This window comes from Cellulomonas sp. ICMP 17802, from assembly GCF_041295535.1.
In the GTDB taxonomy this organism is placed as follows: domain Bacteria; phylum Actinomycetota; class Actinomycetes; order Actinomycetales; family Cellulomonadaceae; genus Cellulomonas.
On the sequence record NZ_JBGFQZ010000057.1, the window covers coordinates 1 to 5,808 of the forward strand.

Genomic DNA, 5,808 nt, shown 5'->3' on the forward strand with positions numbered 1-5,808 from the left:
GTCAGCGCGACCACCCGGGCGGCCCGGGCCCTCGTCGTCGCCCGGTCGGCGGCGACCTCCCGCGCCCACCCGGACTCGACCAGCGCCTGCGCCTCGACGCTGCGCCCGTGGGCGGCCACGAGCAGCGCGCAGCCCTCGAGCTCGGACCGCAGGGCGAGCACCTCGCGGACGTGCGGGTACGGCGTCCGGGGCTCGGCGTGCAGCGGGTCGCCGTCGTCCCAGACCACCGCGAGGCCGAGGTCCGCCACCGGCGCGAACGCCGACGCCCGCGTGCCGACGACGACGGACGCCTGGCCGCGCAGGGCGGCGAGGAACGAGCGGTACCGCACGGCCGGCCCGTCGTCGGCCGCCAGCCGGACGGCGCCACCGGTCGCGCCGGGGGTCCAGCGCGGGATGCCCGCGTCCTGCAGCGACTCCAGGACGCGGTCGATGTCCCGCGCGTCGGGGACGACCACCAGCGCGCCGCGCCCGCCCAGGACGCACGCGGCGACGGCCTGGGCGATCGCGTCGGGCCACCGCTCCCCCGCCGCGCCGGGCAGCGCCGACCAGACGGCGCGGGGCGCACCGCCCGCAGTGAGGTGCTGCAGGAAGGCCGGGCCGCCGCGGTAGGGCGCCCACGCCGTGGCCGACGGCGACGGCACCACGGGCTCGCTCGCGACCGCCGGCACCTCCGCCTCGACCCGGGCGTGCCGCGCGGGGATCGCGAGGCGCAGCACGTCGTTCAGGGTGCCGGCCCAGCGGTCCGCGACCGCCCGGGCCAGCCGGGCGACCTGCGGCGTGAGCACAGGCTCGGCGGAGACCACCTTGCGCAGGGGCACCAGCGTGCCGTCGTGCTCCGCCTCGTCGACGCGCTCGAGCACGTAGCCGTTGACGTCCCCCTGGGCGCCGAACCGCACCTTCACGCGCGTGCCGGGCACCGCCGTGTCGGCCAGCGCCGCGGGCACCAGGTACTCGAAGACGCGGTCGAGGTGCGCCGGGACGAGGTCGACGCAGACCCGGGCGACCGGGAGCCGCTCGGCCATCGGGACACCGCCGACGGCGGCGGCCCGGGCGCGCCGGCGAGGCTGCGGGAGGCCCTCGAGCATCAGCTGCTCGCCGCCCGCGCTCACGTCCACGCGCCCATCACACCATCCGCCACCCACCGCGCGGGCGGGGTGCCCCCAGGACGACGGGCCGGCGTCAGCCCACCGCGGACTGCAGGTCCGCCACGCGGTCGGTGCGCTCCCAGGTGAACTCGGGCAGCTCGCGGCCGAAGTGCCCATAGGCGGCGGTCTTGCGGTAGATCGGCCGCAGCAGGTCGAGGTCGCGCACGATCGCGGCGGGGCGCAGGTCGAACACCTCGCGGATCGCCGCGGTCAGCCGCGCGACGGGCACGGTCTCGGTGCCGAACGTCTCGACGTACAGCCCGACCGGGTTCGCCTTGCCGATCGCGTAGGCCACCTGCACCTCGCAGCGCCGGGCCAGGCCGGCCGCGACCACGTTCTTGGCCACCCACCGCATGGCGTACGCGGCGGAGCGGTCCACCTTCGACGGGTCCTTGCCCGAGAAGGCGCCACCGCCGTGCCGCGCGATGCCGCCGTAGGTGTCGACGATGATCTTGCGGCCCGTGAGGCCGGCGTCGCCCTGGGGACCACCCACGACGAACGTGCCCGTGGGGTTCACCAGCAGGCGGTAGCCGGTCGCGTCCAGGTCCAGCTGTTCGAGGACCGGTGCCACGACGTGCTCGGCGATCCCCGGGCGCAGCGCGGTCTCCAGCTGCACGTCGGGGTCGTGCTGCGTGGACAGGACGACCGTGTCGAGCTTCACGGCCCGGTCGCCGTCGTAGCCGATGGTCACCTGGGTCTTCCCGTCGGGACGCAGGCCCGGCAGGATCCCCTCCTTGCGCACGAGCGTCAGGCGCTCGGCCAGGCGGTGCGCCAGCCAGATGGGCAGCGGCAGCAGCGTCGGGGTGTCGTCGCTGGCGTACCCGAACATCAGGCCCTGGTCGCCCGCGCCCTGCGCGTCCAGCGGGTCGAGGTCGGAGGAGTCCTCGCGGACCTCGATCGCCTTGTCCACGCCGGCTGCGATGTCCGGGGACTGCTGACCGATCGAGACGGAGATGCCGCACGAGTCGCCGTCGAACCCGATGGCCGACGACGTGTACCCGATCCCCCGGACCACCTGGCGCACGATCTGCGGGATCTCCACGTACGCGCTCGTGGTCACCTCGCCGGCCACGTGCACGAGACCGGTGGTCACCATCGTCTCGACGGCGACGCGGGCCGCCGGGTCCTGCTCGAGGATCGCGTCCAGGATCGCGTCGGAGATCTGGTCACAGATCTTGTCCGGGTGCCCCTCGGTCACGGACTCGGACGTGAACAGGCGCATGTCGGGCTCGGTCATGGCCGACAGCGTAATGGGCGCGCCCGATGTGGGTGGTCGGATCTCAGCCTCGCGCGACGACGGCGTCCCAGACGGCGTCCGCCACCTCGTCCTTGCTGCCGCTCGCCTCGGCGACCACCTCACCGGTCCCGTCGAGGATCGTGATGTCGTTGGCGTCGCTGCCGAACCCCCGGCCGCCGCCCACGGCGTTGACGACGAGCAGGTCGGCGCCCTTGCGCAGCGCCTTCGCGCGGCCGTGCTCGAGCACGCTGCCCGAGGCGTCACCGGTCTCGGCCGCGAAGCCGACCACGACCTGACCCCCGCGCAGCCGGTCGGCGGCGAGCTCGGCGAGGATGTCGACCGTCTCGACGAGCTCGAGCACGGTCGGCTCGCCGTCGTGCTGCTTCTTGAGCTTGGACCCGGCGGCGGTGCGCGGCCGGTAGTCGGCCACGGCGGCCGCCATGACCACGACGTCGGCGTCCTTGGCCGCGGCCCGCACGGCGTCCCGCAGCTCGGCGCCGGTCTCGGCGCGGACGACGTCGACGCCGGGCGGGGTGGGGACGTCGATGTTCGCGGCGACCAGGGTGACGCGGGCGCCTCGGGCGAGCGCCGTGCGCGCCAGCGCGACGCCCTGGCGGCCCGACGAGCGGTTGCCGAGGAACCGGACGGGGTCGAGGGGCTCGCGGGTGCCGCCGGCGGAGACGACGACGTGCCGGCCGGACAGGTCGTGCGGGCGGTCCGCGACGAGGGCCAGCGCGACGGCGGCGATGTCCTCGGGGTCGGGCAGCCGCCCGAGGCCCGTGTCCGCGCCCGTCAGGCGTCCCGCGGCGGGGTCGAGCACGTGGACCCCGCGGGCGCGCAGCGTGGCGACGTTGGCCACGGTGGCCGGGTGCTCCCACATCTCGGTGTGCATGGCCGGGGCGAGCAGCACCGGACAGCGCGCGACGAGGAGGGTCGCCGTCAGGAGGTCGTCGGCCTGGCCCGTGGCGGCCCGCGCGAGCAGGTCGGCCGTCGCCGGGGCGACGATCACGAGCTCGGCCTGCTTGCCGACGGCCACGTGCGCCACCTGGTCGACGTCCTCGAACACGTCCGTGGTCACCGGCTGGCCCGACAGGGCCTCCCAGGTGGCACGGCCCACGAACTCGAGCGCCGCCCGCGTGGGGACCACACGGACGGCGTGACCGTCCTCACGCAGCAGACGCAGGAGCAGGACGGCCTTGTAGGCGGCGATCCCGCCCGCGACGCCGAGAACGATGCGCATGGGGGCAGGTCAGCCCTCGGTGGCCTCGGAGGTGAGCAGGCCGGCGTCGATCTCGCGCATGGCGATCGAGAGCGGCTTCTCCTGCGGGCGGGTGTCCACCAGCGGGCCGACGTACTCGAGCAGGCCCTCGTTGAGCTGCGAGTAGTAGGCGTTGATCTGGCGCGCGCGCTTGGCCGAGTACAGGACGAGCGCGTACTTGGAGTCGGCACGCTCGAGCAGACGGTCGATGGGCGGGTCGGTGATGCCCGTGGGGGCGGCGACGGTTCCGGACACGGTGATCTCCCGTACGTGAAAGGGGTGGGGCTGGCCCCACCCTACCTGGTCGCGATGCCCATCCCGCGGACCAGCTCGTCCGTCGCCCGGTGCACGTCGTCGTTGACGATGACCTGGTCGAACTCCGCCTCGGCCGCCAGCTCGACCCGCGCGGTCGCCAGCCGGCGCTCGCGCTCCTCGGCGTCCTCGGTCCCCCGGCCGACGAGCCGCCGCTCGAGCTCGGCGAACGACGGCGGCGCGAGGAACACGAAGTGCGCGTCCGGCATCGACTCGCGCACCTGGCGCGCGCCCTGCAGGTCGATCTCCAGCAGCGCAGGCTTGCCCGCGGCGAGCCGCTCCTCGACCGGCCGGCGCGGCGTCCCGTAGCGGTTGCGGCCGTGCACGACGGCCCACTCGAGCAGGTCGCCGCGCGCGACCATCCGGTCGAACTCGTCCGCCGAGACGAACAGGTAGTGCACGCCGTCGACCTCGCCCGGTCGCGGTGGCCGCGTCGTCGCGGACACCGAGAGCCACACCTCCGGATAGCGCTGGCGGACGTCGGCGGACACCGTCCCCTTGCCGACGGCGGTCGGTCCGGCGAGCACGGTCAGCCGGGCAGGCGTCGTCGTCATGGGTGGTGCGGTACTCCTCGAGCTGCGCGGTGCGGCCGGTCCCACCCCGAGCCGTTCACCCGAAGCGGTCGACCAGGGCCTTCACCTGGTGCGGTCCGAGACCGCGGACGCGCCGCGTCTCGGAGATTCCGATCTCGGAGATGATCGCACGAGCCTTGACCTTGCCGACGCCAGGGAGCGACTCGAGCAGGGCGAGGACCTTGAGCTTGCCGATCGTCTCGTCCTGCTGCCCCTGCGCGATCACCTCGGAGAGCGTGCCCTGCGAGTACTTGAGGCGGTTCTTGACCTCGGCGCGGGCCTGTCGGGCGGCCGCCGCCTTCTGGAGCGCTGCCGCTCGTTGTTCGGGAGTCAGCGGGGGGAGAGCCACGCGCGTCACCTTCTCGTCAGTGGGCCGGCGACCCACGTGGAGTGCGCGGGATCGTGAGAACGAAACTAGCGAGCGCCACCCTCATCGGCAATGCGAACGGCCGTCCGATGCGCCCGGACCTGCGGCGACACACCGGTCCGAGCTCAGGACAGCGCCGCGGCGGCCTCGTCGGAGGCCTTCCGGGCCGCGGCCCGCAGCGCGCTCACGGACGGTCCGGCCGCGAGCACCCCGCGGGAGGAGGACGCCAGCACCTGCCGGCGGGCGGAGCCGAACACCTGCGCCAGCTCGCGCGGTCCCGCGCCCTGCGCTCCGACGCCCGGGGCGAGGAGCGGACCGTTGACCGCGGCGAGGTCGACGCCCGTGCGCGCGGCGGCGTCGCCGATCGTCGCGCCGACCACGAGGCCGATCGAGCCCATCGGGTCGGCGTGCGCGTTGAGCGCCGCGGCCCGGGCGGCCACGAGGGCCGCGACCGTGACCCCGTCGTCGGTGCGGGCGTGCTGGACCTCGGGGCCCTCCTTGTTGGAGGTCAGGCAGAGCACGAACAGCCCGCGGCCGGAGCTGAGCGCGAGGTCGACCGCCGGGTCCAGCGACCCGAAGCCGAGGTACGGCGACACGGTGAGCGCGTCCCCGGCCAGCGGCGAGCCGTCGCGCAGGAACGCCTCCGCGTAGGCACCCATGGTCGAGCCGATGTCGCCCCGCTTGGCGTCGACGATGACGAGCGTCCCGGTGTCGCGGCCGGCGGCGACGACCTCCTCGAGCACCGCGACCCCGGCGGACCCGTGCCGCTCGAAGAACGCGGCCTGCGGCTTGACGGCCGCGACCTGCCCGGCCACGGCCTCGAGCACGGTGAGCGCGAAGCGTCGCAGGCCCGAGGCGTCGTCGGGCAGCCCCCACGCGTCGAGCAGGCTCGCGTGGGGGTCGATGCCGACGCACAG

General features: G+C 75.0%; 6 protein-coding genes and 1 pseudogene. All 7 read right to left on the reverse strand.

Annotated features, from left to right (window positions below; genetic code table 11):
• Positions 1-1,085: pseudogene (locus tag AB5970_RS19045) on the reverse strand (primosomal protein N'); the annotation flags it as partial.
• A gap of 94 nt (positions 1,086-1,179) precedes the next feature.
• Positions 1,180-2,382, reverse strand: coding sequence for a methionine adenosyltransferase (metK, locus tag AB5970_RS19050; protein WP_370505523.1), 1,203 nt, complete (start codon positions 2,380-2,382; stop codon positions 1,180-1,182).
• A 43-nt stretch (positions 2,383-2,425) separates the two neighbouring features.
• Complete coding sequence (gene coaBC, locus AB5970_RS19055) at positions 2,426-3,622, reverse strand: bifunctional phosphopantothenoylcysteine decarboxylase/phosphopantothenate--cysteine ligase CoaBC (protein WP_370505524.1); 1,197 nt, start codon at positions 3,620-3,622, stop codon at positions 2,426-2,428.
• 9 nt (positions 3,623-3,631) lie between these two features.
• Positions 3,632-3,895, reverse strand: a complete 264-nt coding sequence (rpoZ, locus tag AB5970_RS19060) for a DNA-directed RNA polymerase subunit omega (RefSeq protein ID WP_028046344.1) — start codon at positions 3,893-3,895, stop codon at positions 3,632-3,634.
• Between the two features lie 41 nt (positions 3,896-3,936).
• A complete protein-coding gene (gmk, locus tag AB5970_RS19065; RefSeq protein ID WP_370505525.1) occupies positions 3,937-4,506 on the reverse strand; it encodes a guanylate kinase in 570 nt (189 codons plus the stop codon).
• 55 nt (positions 4,507-4,561) lie between these two features.
• Positions 4,562-4,873: an integration host factor, actinobacterial type gene (gene mihF, locus AB5970_RS19070; protein ID WP_370505526.1), complete on the reverse strand. Its 312-nt coding sequence runs from the start codon at positions 4,871-4,873 to the stop codon at positions 4,562-4,564.
• A gap of 143 nt (positions 4,874-5,016) precedes the next feature.
• Positions 5,017-5,808 (reverse strand): orotidine-5'-phosphate decarboxylase (pyrF, locus tag AB5970_RS19075; RefSeq protein ID WP_370505527.1); only part of this gene is annotated, 792 nt, incomplete at its 5' end.

What these genes read in the sequence shown, in the direction of transcription:
- metK (WP_370505523.1), bottom strand. Translation starts at nt 2,382, where the DNA reads ATGACCGAGCCCGACATGCGCCTGTTCACGTCCGAGTCCGTGACCGAG.
- coaBC (WP_370505524.1), bottom strand. Translation starts at nt 3,622, where the DNA reads ATGCGCATCGTTCTCGGCGTCGCGGGCGGGATCGCCGCCTACAAGGCC.
- gmk (WP_370505525.1), bottom strand. Translation starts at nt 4,506, where the DNA reads ATGACGACGACGCCTGCCCGGCTGACCGTGCTCGCCGGACCGACCGCC.